This is a genomic window from Streptomyces sp. NPDC006512, from assembly GCF_040611935.1.
In the GTDB taxonomy this organism is placed as follows: Bacteria; Actinomycetota; Actinomycetes; order Streptomycetales; family Streptomycetaceae; genus Streptomyces.
Window position 1 is genome coordinate 1 of the sequence record NZ_JBEXPG010000087.1, and the last position, 19,208, is coordinate 19,208.

At 75.8% G+C, this 19,208-nt stretch carries 15 protein-coding genes; 7 read left to right on the forward strand and 8 right to left on the reverse strand.

Features of this window, described 5'->3' with window-relative positions:
- From ABZZ17_RS37090 to ABZZ17_RS37115, 6 genes are all read right to left on the reverse strand, one after another.
- The coding region (locus tag ABZZ17_RS37090) for a hypothetical protein (protein WP_356883258.1) at positions 1 to 1,584 on the reverse strand (1,584 nt) is incomplete at its 3' end.
- On the reverse strand, positions 1,581 to 2,729 hold the full coding sequence (locus tag ABZZ17_RS37095) for a lantibiotic dehydratase C-terminal domain-containing protein (RefSeq protein WP_356883260.1): 1,149 nt from the start codon (positions 2,727 to 2,729) through the stop codon (positions 1,581 to 1,583). The genes ABZZ17_RS37090 and ABZZ17_RS37095, both read right to left, overlap by 4 nt.
- Positions 2,730 to 2,758: 29 nt before the next feature.
- Positions 2,759 to 5,488, reverse strand: coding sequence for a lantibiotic dehydratase (locus tag ABZZ17_RS37100; protein ID WP_356883262.1), 2,730 nt, complete (start codon positions 5,486 to 5,488; stop codon positions 2,759 to 2,761).
- Positions 5,489 to 5,587: 99 nt separating this feature from the next.
- The gene (locus tag ABZZ17_RS37105; RefSeq protein ID WP_356883264.1) at positions 5,588 to 5,773 is read right to left on the reverse strand and encodes a thiazolylpeptide-type bacteriocin; all 186 of its coding nucleotides are present in this window, start codon (positions 5,771 to 5,773) and stop codon (positions 5,588 to 5,590) included.
- Positions 5,774 to 5,840: 67 nt separating this feature from the next.
- On the reverse strand, positions 5,841 to 6,032 hold the full coding sequence (locus ABZZ17_RS37110; protein ID WP_356883266.1) for a thiazolylpeptide-type bacteriocin: 192 nt from the start codon (positions 6,030 to 6,032) through the stop codon (positions 5,841 to 5,843).
- 352 nt (positions 6,033 to 6,384) lie between these two features.
- Entirely contained in the window at positions 6,385 to 8,568 is a 2,184-nt protein-coding gene (locus ABZZ17_RS37115; protein ID WP_356883268.1) for an MMPL family transporter, read from the reverse strand.
- 96 nt (positions 8,569 to 8,664) lie between these two features.
- Here ABZZ17_RS37115 and ABZZ17_RS37120 point away from each other — a divergent pair, with 96 nt between their 5' ends.
- Together ABZZ17_RS37120 and ABZZ17_RS37125 are read left to right on the forward strand one after the other, a co-directional pair.
- Positions 8,665 to 9,297 carry a TetR family transcriptional regulator gene (locus ABZZ17_RS37120; protein ID WP_356883270.1) on the forward strand — a complete coding sequence of 211 codons (633 nt, stop codon included), beginning with the start codon at positions 8,665 to 8,667 and terminating at the stop codon, positions 9,295 to 9,297.
- Positions 9,294 to 10,037, forward strand: a complete 744-nt coding sequence (locus ABZZ17_RS37125; protein ID WP_356883272.1) for an LmeA family phospholipid-binding protein — start codon at positions 9,294 to 9,296, stop codon at positions 10,035 to 10,037. The genes ABZZ17_RS37120 and ABZZ17_RS37125 overlap by 4 nt, the downstream gene beginning before the upstream one ends.
- 29 nt (positions 10,038 to 10,066) lie before the next feature.
- Here ABZZ17_RS37125 and ABZZ17_RS37130 read toward each other — a convergent pair whose 3' ends face one another.
- Entirely contained in the window at positions 10,067 to 10,390 is a 324-nt protein-coding gene (locus ABZZ17_RS37130) for an SH3 domain-containing protein (protein ID WP_356883274.1), read from the reverse strand.
- Positions 10,391 to 10,543: 153 nt separating this feature from the next.
- Here ABZZ17_RS37130 and ABZZ17_RS37135 point away from each other — a divergent pair, with 153 nt between their 5' ends.
- Positions 10,544 to 11,923, forward strand: a complete 1,380-nt coding sequence (locus tag ABZZ17_RS37135; protein WP_356883276.1) for a DUF2252 domain-containing protein — start codon at positions 10,544 to 10,546, stop codon at positions 11,921 to 11,923.
- 4 nt (positions 11,924 to 11,927) lie between these two features.
- On the opposite strand, the gene ABZZ17_RS37140 is transcribed toward ABZZ17_RS37135, so the two are convergent.
- On the reverse strand, positions 11,928 to 15,662 hold the full coding sequence (locus ABZZ17_RS37140) for a CHAT domain-containing protein (RefSeq protein ID WP_356883278.1): 3,735 nt from the start codon (positions 15,660 to 15,662) through the stop codon (positions 11,928 to 11,930).
- A gap of 229 nt (positions 15,663 to 15,891) precedes the next feature.
- Between ABZZ17_RS37140 and ABZZ17_RS37145 the strand changes: the two genes are divergently transcribed.
- The 4 genes from ABZZ17_RS37145 (at position 15,892) to ABZZ17_RS37160 (ending at position 19,116) form a co-directional block, all read left to right on the forward strand.
- Entirely contained in the window at positions 15,892 to 16,485 is a 594-nt protein-coding gene (locus tag ABZZ17_RS37145) for a hypothetical protein (protein ID WP_356883280.1), read from the forward strand.
- Between the two features lie 61 nt (positions 16,486 to 16,546).
- Positions 16,547 to 17,266, forward strand: coding sequence for a hypothetical protein (locus tag ABZZ17_RS37150; RefSeq protein ID WP_356883282.1), 720 nt, complete (start codon positions 16,547 to 16,549; stop codon positions 17,264 to 17,266).
- The gene (locus ABZZ17_RS37155) at positions 17,266 to 17,937 is read left to right on the forward strand and encodes an RES family NAD+ phosphorylase (RefSeq protein ID WP_356883284.1); all 672 of its coding nucleotides are present in this window, start codon (positions 17,266 to 17,268) and stop codon (positions 17,935 to 17,937) included. Before ABZZ17_RS37150 ends, ABZZ17_RS37155 begins: the two co-directional genes overlap by 1 nt.
- A 72-nt stretch (positions 17,938 to 18,009) precedes the next feature.
- Positions 18,010 to 19,116 carry a hypothetical protein gene (locus tag ABZZ17_RS37160; RefSeq protein ID WP_356883286.1) on the forward strand — a complete coding sequence of 369 codons (1,107 nt, stop codon included), beginning with the start codon at positions 18,010 to 18,012 and terminating at the stop codon, positions 19,114 to 19,116.
- Positions 19,117 to 19,208 lie beyond the last annotated feature (92 nt).

The window sequence follows — 19,208 nt, forward strand, 5'->3', positions numbered from 1 at the left end:
GGGGTGTGCGCATGGGGCGCCGCCGGGGGGGGGGGCGCGGGCGGCGGCGGCCGCGGCGGCGCGGGCCGCGACGGCGGCGAGCGCGGCGAAGGCCGCCGCGTCGCCCGGGGTCGCCTCGACGGCTTCGCCCAGCACCCGCGCGGGCGGGCCGCCGGGCTCGGCGGGGCCGTGGACGAGGGCTCGGTACACCTCCTCGCCGGGGGTGGTCCGGAACACCTCCAGCCGGGCGGGCACGGCGAGGCGGGCCGTCAGGGTCGTCCACCAGTGGCGGACCTGGGGGTGCCCGGACCAGCGGGACGGCGCCACCGGCTCCTGCCCTCCGGGGAACCCGCTGCGGCGGGCCGCCTCGCGCAGGGCCCGGCCCCGGGCGTGCCCGGGGTTGGCGCCGACGGTGAACCCGGTGTCGCCCAGGAGGAGTTCGGCGGCCCGGCAGAACACCTCCAGGCGGGCCAGGTCCAGCCGTGGCGCACCCCCGGCCAGGCGTCCGCCGTGCGGCGGGGTGCCGGGCAGGAGGCAGGCGGCGAGCGGGACGGGCAGTTGGCGCAGCTCCCCCGGGAGGGGGTCGGGCAGGGCTCCGCACCGCTCGTCGCCGAGGGCCGCCACCCGGCGCAGTGCCTCGCCGAGGGTGGCGGCGGGGCCGAGGCCCGCGCGGCGGTCGGGGTCGAGCCGGGCCGGCCCGAGCCAGGTGCGGTACTCGGCCCGCAGCGGGCGGGCGTCGGCGAGGAGCACGGCGGGCAGGCCGGGCAGCTGCCGGCCGTCGTCCCCCTCGCCCGCCGGGTCCGGGAGCCCGGCGGCCGCGCACAGCAGCCGGTGCGCGGCGGAGCCCGCGAGCAGCGGGTCGAGCGCGGCGGACCGTACGGGTGCGCCGGGGCCGAGCCGGGCTTCGAGGGCCGCCGCGTCGGAGCGGGCCTGGACGGGGCTGCCGGGGGCGGTGACGTATCCGGTCGCGCCGGACCGGCCGACGGCGACGGCCCGGTCCGGGCCGGCGCCGAGGACGCGGAGCAGGATCCGCCCTTCGGGGAGTTCCGGGTCGGCTGTGTGCGCGACGGGCAGTCCGCACCGTGCCAGTGCCTGCGCCGCGGCCCGGGCGAGCGGCCCGTCGGGGGCCGCGGCCACCACCTCGGCGCGGGCCGTGGCGAGCGCGGCCGACGCGGCGTCGGGGCGTGCGGCCGTCGCTGCGAGCCACTGCGCGAGCGGCTCCGGGGCGGGGGCGGCCGGTGCGCAGGGGGTGCGCTCGTCCGGGCCGGACGGCGGCAGCCCGCCGGGGCGGGTCCTCCGCCCGGCCGGGGCGGGTTCCGTGACGAGCAGGTCGTGGGCGTCCAGTTGTACGAGGAGCGTCTCCACGGCGCGCCGGGGCGCGGAGCCGGGTTCCATGCCGTCGAGGAGAGCGTCGACGTCCCCGTCCAGGAGCGCCGGCTCCAGCCGCCGCCACAGGGCGGGCAGTGCGGCGCTGCCCTCCAGGGTGAGGTTCCCGCGACGGCCCCTCAGGTGCAGCCCGCCGCGCAGCGGGGTCACGGCGGTTCCCGGGCGCAGCCTCCGTACGGTCCTCTCCACGGCCGGGGCCGGTGCGGTCCCGGGGGTCATGCGCCGCGCTCCACGGCGGCGACGGCCGCGCCGAGTTCGGCGCGCCAGTCGCAGCCGGTCAGGCCGGGCACCGTACGGACGACGAGGTGGGCCGCCAGGTACCGCTCCAGGGGGCGGACGTCACAGATGGCGAGGAGCCGGTACAGGGCGTTGGTGCAGGCCCGGTACACCAGGTAGTCGGGGCGGTTCCACATCCCGCCGTCCGGGTCGGAGCGGCTGAGCAGGCGGTGGAACTCGCTGTAGCGGGTGCGGGTTTCGTGGTCCCAGCGCCGTGCGGCCGCCGGGTCACCGGTGGCGGCGGCCCGGGCCCGGTACTCCTGCGGGGCGCCGTGCAGGTCCGCGCCGGCCTCGTACCGGCTGCGCGCCAGCCGCCAGGCTCCCGCCGAAAAGTCCGCCCAGCCGCGTTCCCAGCCCTGCGCGTTGCCGTCGGCGATCCGTGCGACGAGGGTGGTCGCGGCGTCGCCCGCGCGTTCCCAGTGGCTGTCGAAGCGCTCGCGCAGGCGGCCGTCCGGGTCGTCGTGGAGGAGGAAGTCCTCCAGGTGGGAGACGTACGAGTAGTGTCCGCCGGCCAGTCCGCCGGGGTGGGCGCGGGCGTGGGCGGCGAGGGCGGTCACCGCGAGCCGCAGCCGGGCCCCGGCGGTGTCGCCCTGTTCGCCGAGGTACCGGGCACCGGCCTCCAGTGCGCCGAGTCCGGCCCGCAGCAGGTCGTCGCGCAGGCCGGCGCCGTCGTCGCCGAGGAGGGCGCGTACGGAGGTGCGGTCGGCGGGTTCGGTCCGGACGGTGTTGTCCGGGGTGATCGGGCCGTAGGGCGGGGCGATGAGTTCGGCGCGTCCGGCTTCGGCGGCCCGTGCGAGCAGCTCGGTCTCGGAGCGGTCGCCGCGCGAGGGGTGCACGGCCATCCAGGCGCGGATCCGCGCGGCGGCGGACTCGGCGGCGGCAGCGACCTGTTCGGGTTCTCCCTGGAGGCGCAGCCGCAGGTGGGGGCCGTGCAGCCAGTGGCGTTCGACGTGTGCGGCCAGGCCCTGGGCCGTCGCGGACCGGGCGAGGGGAAGCAGCGCCTCGCGCAGGAGCGGGGCCTTGACCGGGTGGTGGTAGGAGGCGACCACGTCGCGGGTGCCTGTCGCGGGGGGACGTGTTTCTCGCACGGTGCCTTCCTCCGTGGCCGGTGGGCGGGTCATCGGGGCCGTCCGGCCCGGTCGACCTCCAGGACGAGTTCGGCCGCGCGGGCCGGGGCGGCCAGGCCGCCGGGGGCGGGGAGCGCCTCTTCCAGTACCGCGCCGCCGTCGTGCCGGGCCAGCCATTTGGCCAGGCAGCGCAGGTGGAGCGCGTTGCCGAGGTCCACGAACTGCGGTTTGGGCAGGCTCAGCCGGCTCAGGAAGTCCTCGGCCCCGCGTCCGGTGGCGACGGTGGCCGCCGGGTGGAGGAAGAGCTGTTCGGGCAGGTCCAGCCGGGCTCGCCAGCGGGCCGCCGCCGTGGCGGGCTGCGGGGTGGCCGCCAGGTCCGCGCGCAGGGCCCGCACCACCTCGGCGGGCAGGATCCAGCGGGCGCGCCGGAGTACGACGTGCCGGTGGCGCAGCCGGGGGCTGCGGGTCACCGTGCCGCCCGGCGCGGGGAGGGCGGTCCGGGGGACGAGGGCCCTGAGGTCGACGGATCCGTGGGGGTGGTCGCTCAGGTGGGCGCCGATGCGGCGTGACAGGAGGACGGGGGCGAGGAAGCCCGGGTAGAGGACGTCGACGTGTTCGCCGGTGTCCCGCAGCCGGAAGCGCACCTGGTCGGTGGGTTCGTCGTGGACGAGTTCCAGGTCGGATTCGGCGAGGGAGGCCGCGCGGTGGTCGGTGCCGATCTCGTCGGGTACCAGCAGGGGGTGGAGGTTGGCGTTGAACCCGCCGACGGGCCGGATCTGCGCGGCCCTGGACCCGGGATCCAGGGCGCGGCTGATCTGCCGGGAGACGGCGTCGCGCGCGCCGGGGTCCAGGGCGTCCAGGAAGCGGCTGCTGAACCGGCCCCATCCGCCGTAGACGTGGTTGACGCAGAGGAGGTCCCGGTCCGGGTCCCGCTGGAGGAAGTACGCGTAGCCCAGGGGTCGTTCGAGGGTCCAGCGGGGCAGGTGCCCGCCGAGCGTCTTGAGGAGGTCCGGGGGCAGGACGAGCTCGTGGGCGCCGGCCGGTGCGAGGGCCGCGGCTTCGCGGACGGCGTCCGTGACGGCGGAGCGCAGGGCGAGGAGTGCGGCCGCTCCGGTGGGCAGGGGGGTTCCGTCCCGCGGGTCGAGTGCGGGGAGCCGTGCCGCGGCTTCCCAGGCCTCGGTGACGTCGGCGCCGAACTCCCACGGGTGGCGGCAGGTGCCGCCGGGCCCGTACCGGGCGACGAAGCGGTCGCGGACGAGGCGGCGGACGAGGTGGCCGAGGTCGAAGAGTTCCGCGAGTGCCGTGACCTCGCCGAGCGCCTCGTGGTCGGCGGCGTCGAGGAATCCGTCGAGGACGAGCGGGTCGGGGGCGACCACGTCCTCGGAGAGGGGGACGAGGGGGGCGGCGACCGCGGGTACGGGGCGTCCGGCGTCGGCCAGTTCGTCCCGCCAGCGCCGGGACAGGTCGGCGAGCAGGGCGGGGCGCGCACTGGCGGGTGTTCCGGCGAACTCGGCGGTGCGGCGGCCTAGTTCGTCGAGGCGGTCGGCGCGGGCGCGGTCCCCGGGGTGGGCGGCGGCGAAGGTGCGCAGCCAGTCGGCGAGGTGCTCCAGCGGATCGTCGTCCTGCGGCGGGACCGGGTCGGCGGGCACGAGCAGGCCCGCTTCCGCGAGGCGGTGCAGGTACCCGGCGGCCGCCGCCACGCCGGTGTCGGTGCCGTCGCCGTTCCCGTCGCCGTTCCCGTCGCCGTTCCTGTCGCCGCTGCCGTCTCCGTTTCCGGGCCGGGTCAGGGCGGCGGACAGCAGGTCCGTGAGTTCGTCCAGGGGGGCGGGGTCCGCGGCGTGGTCGGTGAGCAGGCGCAGCGGGCCGCCGAAGGCGAGCTCCGCCTCGTCCTCGGCCGCCACGAGGTAGCGTCCGCCGGCGAAGCCGGGCTGGTCGCGGGAGTACGCGGCCCGTCCCCCGTTGACCCGGGCCGTGCTGGTGATCCGGTGGGGCAGGGCCGAGCGGCGGTGGGGAGCGTCGAGGAGGGCCATGGTGAGGGCGGCCGTCAGGGTGCGGTTGGCCCGCACCACGGAGCGCAGGGGGCCGCCGAGCAGGGGTACGGCGCCCCAGGAGGGGACGGCCTGGCGGGTGGACGCCCCGGTCAGGGTGCCCCAGCCGACGGCGGTGAACCAGGACAGGGGGCTGGTCTTGGTACTGGCCCGCAGGGCGTACCGCAGTACGGCGGGTTCCTCCTTGCGCGCCCGGCGGTCGGTCGTGCCCGTGGCGGCGCGCTCCACGGCACGCAGCAGGTCGGCGCTGGTGAGGGCGACGGCCCGGGCGAGGGCCGGCTCGCGGCACAGGGCGGCGAGCTGCGCGCGTTCGGCGGCCAGGGCCCGGTCGGCGGCGGCGTCGAGCTCGGCGAGGAGGGCTGTCCGGCGGGCGCGGAGCGCCGTCCAGGCGGTGAGCGGCGGCAGCCGGGCGGGCAGGTCGCCGAGGCGTTCCAGCAGGGCGGGCCGGGGTTCGCGCCCGTTGTGCAGGGCGCGTCGCAGCGGCAGGACGACGTCGCGGTGGAAGTCCGCCGGGTGGCCGTCGCGGCTGTCGTGCAGGGCGTCGCAGAGGGGCCCGGTGAGGTGCAGCAGCTCGGCGTCGAGCCGGTGGAGGCGGGCGGCCAGGGCTCGGAACTCCGCCGCGGCCGGGGGCTCGGCCGGGTGCGCGAGGACGGTGAAGCGGACCAGCGCGTGGGGCGCGGACCGGACCCGGTACGCGGCCTCGCCGGCGGCGGTGTGCTGTGGCTGCGGCATGCCTCTCCCCGTCCTGTGGGTGGTGGCGCGGGCCTCCCGCCGCACGCGGGGTGCGGCGGGAGGCGTCCGGCATTCGGGTGGTGCGGGGTGGGCCGGGGATCAGCCCAGCGGAACGTCGGTCTGCGGCTGGGCGCAGGAGGAGGAGCCCTGACAGGAACAGGAACCGTGGGAGGCTCCGCCTTCGGGCAGGGCGGCGGTGTCACGCATGGACGTCACCGTGAGCTCGCCGAGGTCGAGGTCGTCGAAATCGAAGTCGAAGCCGGGTTCGGGAAGGGCATCGGGCATGGGTGTCTCCCTCGTTGGACGGTTGGCTGAGAGGGGGTGGGCCGGGTGGTGCTGACGGGCGGTCGTGTCAGCCCGTGGTCACACCGGTGTCCAGCTGCGGGTCGACGCAGCTGGACGAGGCCACGCAGGAGCAGGCGTTCCAGACGGGTGCTCCCTCGTAGAGGGCGGCCTTGTCGCGCATGGACGTCACGATGAGGTCGCCGAGGTCGACGTCGAGTTCCCGGAGGTCGAGGTCGATGGTGCGTGCGTAGTCGGGCACAGGTGTCTCCCAGAAGTGGAGGCGATAGCCGAATGTGCACTGAACAGAACTCCGCGGTCTGCGGCTCGGGTTGTCCGATATCCGGAGACGGCTGTTCCGAAAAAAGTATTACAAGGCCGGTCGAGCGGCGGCAAGCAATAACGGAATGCGCCGGACGCCCCCGAAGAGCCCTGTCCGGATGACGATTTCGGCGGCTGGAACAGCGGGTGCCGCCGAAAGGATCCGGCCTTTTTCGGTCAGGGCCCAGAATGGCCCGGAGCGCTATAAGGGTTCTGGAAGTCCCCTCGAAATCCCGTGGACGCGCCCGGCCCCGCCCGGGGCGGAACGCGCGGGGAAGACCACGGCCGGGCCCTCACGCCCTGACGTGCGGCAGGATCCTGTCGAGACGCCGCGGCAGCCACCAGTTCGCCCTGCCCGTCAGGAACATGACGGAGGGCACCATGACGAGCCGTACGACGGTCGCGTCGATGACGACGCTGACGGCCAGCCCCAGCGCGAGCATCTTGATGACGACGACGGGCGAGGCGGCGAACGACAGGAACACGACGGTCATGATCAGCGCGGCGCTGGAGATGACCCGGCCGGTCACGGCGAGACCGGTGGCGACGGCGTGCCGGTTGTCGTGGCCGGCGCGCCAGTCCTCGGCGATGCGGGACAGCAGGAAGATCTCGTAGTCCATGGACAGCCCGAAGGTGATGGCGAACATCATCATCGGTACGTACGACTCGATCGGCACCGGTCCGGGCAGCCCCAGCGGTGCCGCGCCCCAGCCCCACTGGAAGACCGCGACGAGGATGCCGTACGAGGCCGCGGTGGTCACGAGGTTGAGGAAGACGGCCTTCAACGGGATGACCAGGCTCCGGAAGACGGTCATCAGCAGCAGGAACGAGGCGACGAGGACCAGGCCGATGATGAGGGGCAGGCGCCGGGTGACGGTGTCGCGGAAGTCCAGCTGCCCCGCGGTGGTCCCGGTGAGGTGGGCGGTCGCCCCGGTGCCGTGCAGGGCCTCGGGGAGCGTGCGGTCGGTGAGCCGGTCGAAGAGGGCGCCGGTGGCGGCCTCCTGCGGGCCGGAGGCGGGGGTGACGGTGGAGGTCAGGATCCTGCCGTCGGCGCTCGGCCGGGGCGGGGTCACGCGTGCCACCCCGGGCGTGCGTTCCAGGGCCTCCCCGAGTTCCCGCCCGATCGCGTCGGCGCTCCGCGAGCTGTCGGCGAGGTCCACGACGACGAGGAAGGGGCCGTTGGCGCCGGGCCCGAATCCCGGTCCCCCGGCCTCGGAGATCCAGGTGTGGGCGTTGCGGGTGGCGCTGCCGGCCGGGTCGGCGCCGCTGTCGACGTGACCGAGGCGCATGGAGAACATCGGGACCGCGCACAGGGCCAGGAGCGCCGTGCCGGCGAGGAGGAACGTCCACGGGCGGCGGGCGACGAGGGCGGCGTAGCGGTGCCAGCCGTCCCGGCCCCCGGAGCTCTCGGCGACCGGGCGGCGTACCCGGAGGCGGTCGATGCGGCGGCCGACCAGTCCGAGCGCGGCGGGCACCAGGGTGACGGCGGCCGCGGCGGTCATGACCACGGCGGTGGTCGCGGCCAGTCCGAGTTTGCCGATGAAGCCGATGCCGCAGGCGTAGAGGCCGAGGAGGGCGACGCCGACGGTCATGGCGGCGACGAGGACGGCGTGACCGCTGGTGGCGGTGGCGCGGCCCGCGGCCTCGACGGGATCACCGCCCTCGACGAGGTCCTGGCGGTAGCGGGTGGTGAGGAACAGGGCGTAGTCGATGCCGACGCCGAGGCCGAGCATGGCCGCGAGGGTGGGCGCCGCGGTGGCGAAGGAGACGGCGCCCGCGACGATGCCGACCACTCCCATGCCGACACCCACGCCGATGAGCGCGGTGGCGAGGGGCAGGAGGGCGGCGGCGACGCTGCCGAACGCGAGGAGCAGGATCACCAGGGCGGCGGCGAGACCGGTGAGTTCCGCGGCCGCGTCGTCGGCGGGCGGGCGGACGATCTGGTCGAGGTCGCCGCCGTAGCCGACCTGGACGCCGGCCGCGCGGGCCGGTTCCGTGGCCTCGTCCAGCCGGTCCGTGTACGCGTGCCCGAGGGACTTCAGCGGGGCGTCGAAGGACACGACGCTGTACGCGGTGCGGCCGTCCGCGCTGGTCACCGGGGGCGAAGCGGCCGTGACGTGGGGCAGGGCGGCGAGCCGGCCCAGCGTGTCGGCGACCGCCTTCCCGTGCCCGGCCACGGTGCCGGAGTCCACGTGGAGGACGACCTTGCCGTTCGGCGCGTCGGCGGCGGGTTCGGAGGCCTTGAGCAGGCTCGCTCCGGCATGGGTCGCGGTGCCGGGCAGGGTGACCTGGTCGCTGTAGACGGCGTCGGCGAGGTGCCGGCCGGCGAGCGCGGCGCACAGGACGAGCAGCCACGCCGCTATGACCCACACGGGGTGGCGGGCGCAGAACGCCCCCGTCCGGGCCAGACGGGAGGGCGTCGCCCGGTCCGGGACGGGCGGCGCGGCGGAGGGGACCTCGGGCAGGGCTGAAGACACGGCGACTCCAAAAGTGTCAGGACTGCCAAGAGACACTAGGTCACACATGGCAGGGCTGACAATTGACATGTCTGCCGTGATCGGTAGGGTTGCCCCATGGCACCCGAGAACAGCCCGCCCGGCCTGCGCGAACGCAAGAAGGAGCAGACCCGTCGTACGTTGCGCGCGTGCGCGGCCCGGCTCTTCGCCGAACGCGGGTTCGCCGCGACGACCGTCACGGACATCGCGGCCGCCGCGGACGTGTCGGAGCGCACGTTCTTCCGGTACTTCGAGAACAAGGAGTCCCTGCTGCTGCCGGACAGCGCGGAACTGTTCGCCTTCATCGAGACCGCCCTGACCGCGCGCCCCCGCGACGAGGACCCCCTCGACGCGGTGTGTCACGCGCTGACGGAGGCCGCCGTCCCGTTCGCGCGCAGCACCCTGGCGGGCCTGACCCACTCGCTGGCGGGCACCGAGGGGCAGGCACTCGTCCGGTCCCGGCTGATGCAGGCCTTCACCGAGTTCGAGGACCGCCTCGCCCACCTCGTCCTCGAACGCCTCCCGGCCGGCATGCCCGACGCCGACCTGCACGCGAACGTGATCGCCTGCTCGGCGCTCTCGGCGGCCCGCGCCGTGCTGCGCACCCAGCGCGCCCGCCGTGAGGCCGGTACGGCGGGCGACGCCGCGCCGCTCCTGCCCAAGGCCTTCGCCATCCTCGCCCTCGCCCGGAACGGAACGCCCGCACCGTGAAAAGCCCCCGCCGCAAGACCCTGATCGTCACCGCCGCCGTCTGCCTCGTCACGACCGCCGCCGCCGGGACCGTGAACTTCGTGGCACTGCGGAAGGCCGAGGAGCGGGTGGTCGACGCCGCGACGTGCCGGCTCGGACCGGCCGGAGCGGTCAGCGCCGACCTCGACGGCCCCCTCGCCGGACTGCGCGCCCTCACCGGCGACGTCGCGACCGTCCGCCTCCGCGCGGAGGGGGTGCGGCGCCAGGGCACCGACATGGACGTCGACGCCGTCCTGAAGGACGTCTCCCGCGACGGCGTCAAGGCCGGCACCGGCACGGCCACCGTCGGCTACCCGGCGCTGAACCGGCGCGCGGACGAGGCCGCGGACGGCGCGGCCTCCGGCCTGGTCCTGGGCACGGACGGCAAGGACCTCACCCTGACGGGGAACGCCGGGGACACCGGGCTGCCCGTCACCGTCCGGACCACCCTGTCCACCACGGCCGACAGCGTCACCGTCACGCCCGCCGCCCTCCGGATCTTCGGCCGCGACGTACCCGTGGACCGGCTGGCGTCCCTGCCGTTCGGCTCCGGCATCGCGGACAAGCTGAAGCCCCGCACGATCGGTCTCGGGGACCTCCCGGACGGGGTCGAGCTCACCGGCGCCCGCGCCACCGGCTCCGGACTCGTCCTCTCCTTCGCCCTGAACGGCGCACTGGACCGGACGGCGGGCACCGGGCACTGCGTCGGAACGACGGCCTGACCCTCAGCGGGACCGGGCACCGGTCCGGGTCACTTCTCGCACCAGCGCACGTTGGTGTAGTTGTGCACGTACCGGGCCGAGACCCAGCCGGACCGGCCGTGCAGCCGGTACCAGATGTCGTTGCCCTCCACCCATTTGGCCTCGGCCTGGCAGGACAGCCCGATCCGCTGCCACGGGTCGAGGGAGCCGACGATCCGGGCTCCGGTGGTCGGGCTGGAACGGACCTTCACCCCGGACGGGCTGACGACCAGCCCGTCCGCGTACGACGGGTCCGCCAGCGCGCTCCCGGCGAAGAGCACGGCCGAGACGGCGGCCACCGGTGCCACCAGGGCGATCTTCCTGAACGTGCGCATCCGCGCCTCCCCATCTCCATCACCACGACCGGAGCGCCGCGGAGAACGCGGCACCGGAATGGACCTTGCGCCGCGGCCGGCCGTCCGGCGGGTCCGGCACACCGCGCGTTCCCCCGGACGGCGCACGCCCGGACCCGGTGATATGACTGGAGGATGGCGAAGGACCCGCCGTCGTCCCCTGACGACCGGGCCCGGTCCGGCCGGGCGCGGCGCAAGCGGCTGCCCCGGTCGGAGCACGCGGCGACACCCCCGCAGGACGGCCGCCCGGACCCGGTGGCGGTCCTGGCCGCGCAGGGCGTCGGCCGGGTGCCGGAACTGCTGCCGCTGCGCTACGCGCGGATGGCAGCCGGGCCGTTCCCCTTCCTGCGCGGGGCCGCGGCCGTGATGGCCGCCGACCTGGGGGCCGCGCCGCACACGGGACTGCTGGTGCAGCTGTGCGGGGACGCGCACTTGCTGAACTTCGGCCTGTACGCCTCTCCCGAACGGACCCTGCTGTTCGATCTGAACGACTTCGACGAAACGCTGCCCGGCCCCTTCGAATGGGACGTCAAACGGCTCGCGGCGAGCGTGGCCGTGGCGGCCCGGGACAACGGGCACGACGACAAGGCCGCCCGGCGGGCCGCCGGAGCGGCCGCGGCGGCCTACCGGCGGAACATGCGCCGGCTGGCCGGTCTCGGTGAACTCGCCGTCTGGTACGAGCGCGTGGACAGCGCGGAGGTGCTGCCGCTGGTGCGGGGGCGGCACCGGGAGCGGGTGGCGATCGCGCTCGAACGGGCCCGGCGCCGGACCAGCCTCCAGGCGCTGGACAAACTGGCGGAGACGGTGGACGGCCGGCTCCGGATCCGCTGCGATCCGCCGCTGCTGGCGCCGGTCGACTCCTTCGACGAGGCCACGGTGGCGCAGGTGTTCACGGACTACCGGGCCTCGCTGCCGGAGGAGCGGCGGCTGCTGCTCGACCGTTTCCGCCGGGTCGACGTGGCCCGGAAGGTGGTGGGCGTCGGCAGCGTCGGGACCCGCTGCTTCGTGATGCTGCTGACGGGCCGGGACGCGGGAGACCCGCTCTTCCTCCAGATCAAGGAGGCCGTGCCGTCCGTGCTGGAGGCGCACGCCGGGCCGTCCGCTCACCGGCACGCCGGGCACCGCGTGGTGGCCGGGCAGCGGCTCCTCCAGGCGGCCGGCGACATCTTCCTCGGCTGGGCCACCGGTCCCGGCGGCCGGCACTTCTACTGGCGCCAGCTGCGCGACATGAAGGGCTCGGCCGAGATCGCCTCCATGGACCCGCTCCTGCTGGAGGGGTACGCGCGCCTGTGCGGGCGCACCCTGGCCCGCGCCCACGCCCGGACCGGCGACCGGTTCGCGATCGCCGGCTACCTGGGCGCAGGCGACACCTTCGACGAGGCCGTCGCCCGCTTCGCCCTGGACTACGCCGACCTGACGATCGCCGACCACGCCGCGCTGACCTCGGCCCTGACCGACACCGACACCCCGTCGCACACGGCCCAGCCGACGCACCACGGCCGTACCGGCGCCTGACCCCTCACTCCTGCCGCGGCTCGCCGTCCATCCGGGCCAGCACCTCGCGGGCAGCGGCGACCCCGGAGGGACCGGTGGGCGCGCCGGTCCGGCGGGGCAGGTCCAGGGCGAGCCGTACCGGATGACCGAGCGGCAGCGGGAGCAGCGCGAGCCGGACCCCGTGCAGGGCCTTGCGCCGGGCCCGGGGGTCTCCCGGGTCGGCGGCCAGGCTCCGCAGCCGGTCGCGCAGTTGCCCGTACTGGGCGTCGTCGAGCGCGGCCCGGATGCCGTCCAGGTGCTCGGCGACCAGGCGCAGCAGCTGTTCCTCGGGCTCCGCCGGTTCCCCCGCCGGCCGTGCCCGCGCCGCGGACGCGCCGCCGCGCGTCGACGCGGCGGGGCCGGGGTTGCCCTGGTGGGTGAAGGCGGCCCAGAGCGGGAGCCGGTCCAGACCGGGCCGGTCCATCTCGCGCAGCAGCTCGCCGCCGAGGGTGCCGGGGTCACGGCGGTCGGGGTCCAGCATCCACATCTGGGCGCCGCGCAGGGCGTCCACCGGGCTGCGGCCCTCGACGGCGACGTAGTGGTGGAACACGGCCATCATCAGGGCCGAGGCACCGTCCTGCGTGGTCCAGCGGGAACCGACCACGTCCCGGGCGCCGCCCGCGACGAAGGCCGTGGCCAGGGTCAGCGCCTCGTCGTGGTCGCGTGTGCTGAAGTCCGTCTCGCAGGCACTGAGCACCACCAACGGGCCGCTCTCCTCGGCCCGTTCGCCCGGCGGGGCGGTGCTCGCGCGTTCCAGCAGGCGGCTCACCGTCAGCATGCCGAGGTCCGGTGAGGCCCCCTCCCCGCCCCGTTCGGGCGGCAGGTCCTGCGTACCGTCGGGGAACGCCAGGTGCAGGGCGGAGACGGTGGGGCTGGTTCCGGCCGATCCGTGGCAGGCGAGGTGGAGGACGGACAGGGGCTCGTCGAGGAGGGCCATCAGTTCGTCGGGGGTACCGTCGGCCACGGGTTCGAGGTCCGGGTCGTAGTACTCGCCGAACAGGCGGGCGTCGGGGTAGAACGCGGTGTTGAGGGCGACGGCCTCCTGCTCGGCCAGGGTCAGGTCGATCCGCGGGTCCGCCAGCAGGACGGCCGCGGACGCCGGGGGCCGCCGGTCGCGGGCCACCGAGCGCAGGAAGTGGGCGCCGGACGCCGCGTAGCTGATCGCCATGAACTGACAGGCGTAGTCGGCGGGCGCCACGTCGGGCAGCCGGGCCGCGTGCCAGGGAACCACCCCGAGGTTGCCGCAGGGCACGAGGACGATCCGCGGGGTGCGGCTGTGGGGCCTGCGGTTCGCGTTCGCCGCGATGCGCTCCGTCATCCCGCTGAGTACGGGCCCCAGCGCGGCCGGGAAGGACCACTCGCACAGGGTCGACAGGGCGGCCTCCCAGGCCTGCTCGGCCTCCTGGTCGCCGGGCCGGGCGGCGCGCTCCGCGGCGGCGTCCATGTAGCGCACGAGCGGTCCGCTGCGGTGCTCCGTCAGCAGGGGCAGTCCGATGACGCAGGTTCCGCAGTCCGGCCCGACCATCAGGGCGAGGCCGGGCGAGATCCCGGTACCGGTCATGAGGTAGACGAGGGCGTCCGCGTCGCTCGCCGTGACCCCGGCCGTCAGTTCGCTCACCGTCGGGGTCGGGATCAGCCCCTGGTCCCGGTAGCCGAGCACCTCCAGCGCCTGCCGGCGCAGGCTGCTCGGGAGCTCGCCCGGCAGACCGTCGGGGACGCCCGCCCGTACGGGCTCCCGCCACGCGGCGGCCAGATCGGGCCGCCCGCGCCCCTCCAGCAGCTCCGGCACCCCCGCGGAGGCGGCGGCCGCGTGCAGGACCGTGGCCCGGCCCAGTTCCAGCGCCGTCACCGCCTGGGGCAACTGCCCCTGGGAGGCCGCCCACTTGGCCGTCTCCACGCCGCGCCGGGCGCCCGACCGGGCGGTGAGCAGCCCGTGTTCGGGGCCGAGCTGGAGCACGACGTCCGCGGCGAGCGCCCGCAGGGCCTCGATGCCGGTCTCCGTGGCGGCGGCCGCGTCCTCGGCGCGCCGCGTGCCGTGCCAGCGCTTCTGGTGGAGCCGCGTCAGCTCCCACAGGGAGTCGGCGGCGAGCGAGGCGGCCCGGCCCTCCTTGAGCGCGGTCCGGACCCGGGTGTAGGCGTCGATCGCCCCGTCGAGGTCGACGGGGTCACTGGTGAGTTCGTGGCGGAGGGCGAGGTCCGAGGCGTGGCTGCTCCATTCGGCGGGTCCCGCGTCCGGGCCGGGGTCGGAGAGCTCCCGGATCGACGCGGGATCGCCGGTGACCTTGGCCCGCACGGTCCGCTCCGCCCGGGCCAGGTGGGCGGCGAGCTGCCGCATGGGAGGGGGGAGAAGCTCGGGCTCCGCCGCGAGCGCGCCGATGTCGTCGAGGCCGGCCAGCGCCTGTGCGTCGTCTCCGGTCAGGAGCCCCCGCAGCATGCGGGCCTGTCCGAGGACGACCCGGGCCGCCGGGAGGTTCGTGTCGCCCGGCGCGAGGCCCGCCTCGATGCCGGTCAGCTCCTCGATGGCCGCGTCGAGCAGGGGCACGTCCTGCGGCCCCTGCACGTCCTGGACCGCGGCGGTCTGCTGGGCGATCCGCAGCGCCACCAGGCCGGGCGCCGCCCAGGGCGGCAGGTTTCCGTCGAGGCCGCGCAGTACCTCCGGGATGAGACCCCGGGCGCGCTCGCGGTCCTGCTCGTTACCGCCGACGGCCTGGCCCAGCTGGAGGACGCCGCCCATGGCGCCGGCCAGCATCTGCGTCAGGGGGTCTCCGGGGGGCATCCGCTCGTAGGCGGCGCGCAGGAGCCCGAGCGCCTCGTCCATGGCGTGCGGGTCGCGGCTGCGCATGGCGTCCGTCATGGAGGCGAGCGTCGGCATGAGGGCGCGCAGCGCGATGTCCGACGGGCCCTCGATGCCCGGGCCCGCCGCGGCCGCGACCGGGCCGGCGGCCGGCTCCCGCCCCGCGGGCACTCCGGCGGGCGCATCGGCGGGCACTTCGGCGGGGGGTACGACGGACGCTCCGGCCGGGGCCGGGCGCCCGTCGGCGGGCGGCGCGTCGCCCTGTAGCAGGGTCATCATGTCGACCAGCTCCCGCATCTGGCCCGCCATGGGATGGCCGTCCGGCACCATCCGCATGAGTTCCTCCGGGTCGTCCGGCAACCCCTCGCGTTCGACGCGCCCGAAGAGCTCGGCCACCCGCAGGATCTCCGGGTCGAGCGACACCAGGGCCTCCGGTGCGTCCACGAGCCCCCGGAGCGCCGTCATCCAGGTGTCGACCCCTCCGGGGTTCTCCAGCGCCCACCTGCTGATCTCCGCGAGGCTCGGCGCCTTGCCCGCCATCACCGGACCGAGGTCGGCGACGGGGAAGGCAAGCATCGCGAGCATCATCGCGGTCATCTGCTCCTCCTGCGGAGCGAGCGTCACGCCCGGCTGCGGCTCGCGCGCCGCCCGCAGCAGCCGTTCCGCCCGCTCCTTGTCCCCGGTCCGGGCACCGGCCGCGTACCGCAGGGCGAGCAGGGAACCGAGCAGGACGGTGATGCGGTTGCGCAGGGCCGGATCGTGGTCCAGCAGGGTCACGAGCCGGTCCAGCTCGTCGATCGACGCGTCGTAGTCGGACGCCGGCCGGCGGGAGCCGCCCTCCGCCGGCAACAGGAGCGCGGCCCGCCGTCCCGCGTCCCCCGCCCAGACGCGCAGTGCCTCGACGCCCCCGCCGTCACCCTCGTTCATCCGTCCCCCTCCGCCGCTGTTCCCACCCGGGCGTTCATGATGGGTCCCCGCCCGGCCCGGTGTCGCCCCCTTCCCGGGAGCGACCTGACTTCACCCCGGACACGACCGGATCCGGACCCCCGGCCGGTCGCCGGCCGGTCGGACACGGGGCGTTCTCCGGACGGGGCCTTCACCCGTGGCGGGATCCGGTGCTTCGCTGACGGTGTGACGGTACGGGGACGGAGGCCGCGTGGACGCCGGAAGTACGACCGCCCTCGCGGTCGCGGTGGTGGGGGTCGTCGGAACCCTGCTGTCGGCGCTGCTGACCCAGCGTGCGGCGGAGCTCAGCCGGATGCGCCAGGAGGAACGCGCCGAGGAACTGCGCGAGCGGCGCGGCGAGGCCGGGTTGCGGCGCGCGTGCTGCGTGGCCCTCAACACGGCGTCCCGGCAGTACGTGGCCGCGCTGACCGACCAGTTGCACGCGCTGGGCCACGAGGAGGAGCTGCGGGCGGTGCGGCAGCGGCTCATCGAGGCCCGCGACCTCCACCGCGACGTGTACGCGGAGGCCCAGATGCGGCTCCCGGAACGGGTCCTGGGCATCGCGGGCGAGGTCGCGCACGCGCTCGGCGGCGTGTACGGAAGTCTGAGACGGCTGGACGACGGGGTGCCACGGCCGGGTGATTCGGTCGCGGCGGCGCAGGCGGACATCGACGCCCTGTGGGACCTGTTGCGGGAGATGCGGCGCGGGATGCGGGCCGAACCGGGCGTTTCCGGGCCCGGTTCCGGCCGTCGGCACGACGGATCCGGTGACCCGGGTGCCGCGACGCCCGGGGCATGGTCATGATGGGGCGTCAACGGACGTCGGACGCAAGAGGGTTGGCGCCCGGACGCGGAGAGGGGACCGCATGAACGCGAGAGAACCGGAGGACCAGCTGATCGGCCTCATCGCCGAGCACTGGGAGAGCGTGAACGCGGCCCTCACCGACGAGCAGAAGGCGACGCTGCTCGCCCGGCTGCGGGCGCTCGGCGACACGGCGCACGGCGACGAGAAGGCCGTCCGCAAGGCGCGCCAGGGGGTACGGCTCGCCCTGCTGCCGCTGCCGTTCGGGCATCCGGCGCGCGCCGCCCTGGAGTCCTCGCGCCTGGCGGTATCCGGCGCGTCGGCGGTGGAGACCGTGACGCTCGTACGGGAGCTGCTGGCCGGGCTCGCGACACCACGGCCCGGCCCCGCCCCCGACTACACGCCCCCCGGCGACACGGCCCCCGACACCGCCGCGATCGTCGACGCCGTCCACCGCAGGCTGCTCCGGGCCCCTTCGCTGGCGCCGGAGGAGGTACGGGCCAGGTTCGGCGGCGCCGCGCCGCCCCCCGAGGTGATCCGGCTCCGCGATCCCGAACGCGGGGACCGCTATCCGGAGTTCCAGTTCACGGCCGGCGACGCGAGCGCGCACGAGGTCGTCCTGGAGGTGAACCGGCTGCTGCTGGCCGACGTCGACCCGTGGGGCGCCGCCGACTGGTGGCTGAGCGGCAACGTCTGGCTGGGCGGCACACCCGCCTCGCTCCTCGGGGAACTGCCCGACGAACGGCTCGTGGGTGCGGCCGCGGCACTGGTGGAGGGGTACTGATGACGCGCGTCCTGCCTCCGTCCGCGTACGAACTGCGGCCCCACCAGCACGTCCTGCCGGCCGGCACGCCGCTGTGGCGGGTCCACTCCTCCACCCGGCCGGCCGAGGAGTTCAACCCCCTGCCCGCCGACCTCAACTTCGGCGGCAGCCGCTTCGACGGCACGATGCTGGACCCGTACCCCTACCTCTACGCGGGGGACGGCCCGACCACGGCCCTCGCCGAAACCCTGCTCCGCTCGATGCCCTTCGACCCGGAGCGGGGGCTGCGCCTCGTGCCCTACCGCGCGGTCCGGGGCAAGTCGCTCAGCGTGATGCGGACCCGGTGCGAGGTGAGCCTGGTCTCGCTGATCAAGGAGGACGACCTGGCCGCCGTCTGCCAGGACTCGACCCTGCTGGAGGACGAGCAGAACTATCCGAAGGCGCGGCGCTGGGCCAGCGAGATCCGGGTCCAGGCGCCCGGCTCCATGGGGCTGATCTGGCAGTCCCGGCGCAACCGGCCCCGGCACGCACTGGTGCTCTTCGGAGACCGCTTCGACGGCCAGGGCGGGAAGCCGCTCGAAACGCTGCCGGCCGAGGGGATCGCGGACCTCGGTTCACGGGCGGGGGTCGAGGCGGTCAACGCCCTGCTGGCTCCGCTGCGTTCGGCGATCTCGTTCGGGGGGACGGACTGAGGACCGCACCCCCGCGCGCCCCGGCCGGTCCGATCCTTGTCGCCGTGTGACACGCGGTGTCATGGTGTCCCCATGACCCCGTTACCCGTGGAACACGCAGCGGTCCTCGCCGAGTTGAAGGAGGTGCGGCGGGCGGGTCTCGTCCGCCTGCGCGGGCGCGCGCTGCCCGCGCTGGAGTCCGCGGCGGCCTCGGTCCCCGCCAGGACCGCGGACGGAGCCGTCGAGGCGCTCCTGCGCCTGGCCGTGGCGCGGCTCGACGCGGGCACCCTGCGCACGGCCGCCGAGTACACCCTGGGCCTGGCCCAGGGCACCAGGGACTGGCCCGCGCCCTCGCGCCGGGCCCGCGCCTGCGCGGTGTACGGGGTCAGCGTCGAGCGGTTCCGCAAGGACCACGAGGTGATGGTGCTCGGGCAGATCGCCGAGCGCATCGTCCAGCTGGCGACGGAGGAGCCGGTCCCCGACACCCCGGAGGCCCGGGACCGGGACGCGGGCACCCACCGGACCGTCGAGGTACGGGCGGGCGCGGGAACCGCCCTGCTCACCGTGCACGTGCACCCCGTCGACCTGCTGCGTGACGTGGACGTGGTCGTCTCCCCGACCAACACCTACTTCGCCCTGCCCGAGCCGTACAAGTCCTCGGTCTCCGCCTCGCTGCGCCGGGCGGCCGCCGTGCGCGGGGTCACCGGGGACGTGCGGGCCGATCCCGTCCAGGAAGAACTGCGCACCTGGGCGGCCCGGCACGGCACCGCGGGACGTCCGGTACTGCCCGGAACGGTGGCCGCGACCGGCGCCGGAGCCCTGGCCGGCCAGGGGATCCGGCGGATCTACCACGCGGCGCTGGCCGTGCCCCGCGCCGGGACCAACGACTACGACGTGCTGCCCGCCGACGTCACCCGCGCCTCGGCCCGCGCCCTGACGCTGCTGGCCGAGGAACACGACCGCCACACGCCGCCCCTGCGCTCGGTGTGCTTCCCCCTGCTCGGATCGGGGAGGGGCGGACTGCCGCCCGGCGTGAGCCTGACGGCGGTGTGGGCGGCCGTGGAGGCCGAGCTGGCGCGCGGCGCCCGGTGGGACGTCCACTTCGTCGTGCGCGACGCGGAGGCCGCGGCGCTCGTGGAGCGGATCCCCGCCGGGAACCGCCCCGCCCGCGACCCGTCCCCGACCCGGCACTCCGGTTGAATCGGATCACGAGCCGCCCGGACGGGGCGACGGGGGGCCTGCCCCTCCGGGCGGCTCACGGGGGAAGCGGGGGCGCGTAGCGGCCGGCGGCC